Here is a 1,343-nt window from a genome sequence, read left to right on the forward strand (position 1 = left end):
TGCGGATCCGCCCTCGGGTGTATTCCGGGATGAGAACCTTCTCGACGAATGTGTCCAACCGATGCAGGTAAATGTTGGAGAGCACGGGCGAAACCACGCCGCCTTGCGGAACCCCGCTCAGCGTCGCGTTCCAGACCCAGTCCTCCAGGTATCCGGCCTCGAGCATGTTACGCATCAGCCGCAGGAACCGGCCGTCGTGGATGGTGTGCGCCAGCGTCGAGAGCATGATCTCGTGATCGAAACTCCCGAAGCAATCGGCCACGTCTCCCTCGATGAACCATGTTGTCCCCGTCCAGGTTCGGGCCACTTCCCGCAGTGCGGTGTGGCATCCCCGGCGGGGACGGAATCCGTGGGACCGGTCGGAGAAGGTCGGCTCGTAGTAGGCGTCCAGCAGGAGCCGCACCACCTCCCCGACCAGCTTGTCCGACCAGGTCGGCATCCCGAGCGGGCGGGTCTTGCCATTCTTCTTGGGAATGTGCACCCGCCGGACCGGGCCGGAAACGGTAGCGCTCGTGGCGCATCGCGTCGATGATCCGGTCGATCTTGTCCAGTGACATGCCGTCCACGGTTTCCCCGGTGGCCCCGGGCGTCATCGCGCCCTTGTTGGCGTAGATGCGCCCGTAGGCCAATAGATACAACTGCGGGTTGAACAACTGCCGATACAGTCGCTCCAGCGGCAGACGGTGCCTGCCGCGCTCACGCAGGACCGCTTCAACGGCATGCTGCTGTCCCCTTCACCTTTCGGATCCAGGTAAGCCATCGGACCCAAGAACCTCCTTCCGAGTTCCTCCCGGCTGAGCCGGGGATACGACCAGGCGCCTCATGGCGCACTGCCACCGGTCGGATGCCTGCACCGCTTCGGGCAGCGCCCGGCCGGCGCCCTCGGCATAGGCGGTGCAGCCATCACGCACGATGATCTCGACACCTGGATGCTCGCCCAGCCAGGAGCGCAACGAGTCGGACTTGCGATCAGGTAGGACATCGATCCGTTCGTGGGTGGCGGCGTCGATCAACACGCTGGCGTAGCTCTGCCCGCGGCGCAGCGCGAAATCGTCCACGCCCAGCACTTTCGGCACCGGCCGGTCCGGCAGCGGAATACGCAGCAGCGCCCGGATCGCGGTGTGTCGCGACAACCGGCACGCCATCTGCGACAGCAGCCGAACGCTGGCCCGCCCGGCCAGCTCACGCACCACCGACCGCACCTGATGGGTCATCGGTGTGGTACGACGCTGATAGCGATCCAGGACACCGGGAACCTGTTCTCGAAATGTCTTGCAGCAGTTCGATGTCAGGCACACCAGGCGGCGGACACGGACCTGCAACACCACCGCCCGACTGTCGAG

General features: G+C 65.3%; 1 protein-coding gene and 1 pseudogene. Both read right to left on the bottom strand.

All coding sequences use genetic code 11. From position 1 onward, the window contains the following. The coding region (locus tag ACWEKS_RS49360) for a reverse transcriptase/maturase family protein (RefSeq protein ID WP_452346607.1) at positions 1-481 on the bottom strand (481 nt) is incomplete at its 3' end. Between the two features lie 352 nt (positions 482-833). Further along, positions 834-1,343, bottom strand: a pseudogene (locus ACWEKS_RS49365) (transposase); the annotation flags it as partial.

The organism is Nocardia sp. NPDC004711 (genome assembly GCF_053601595.1).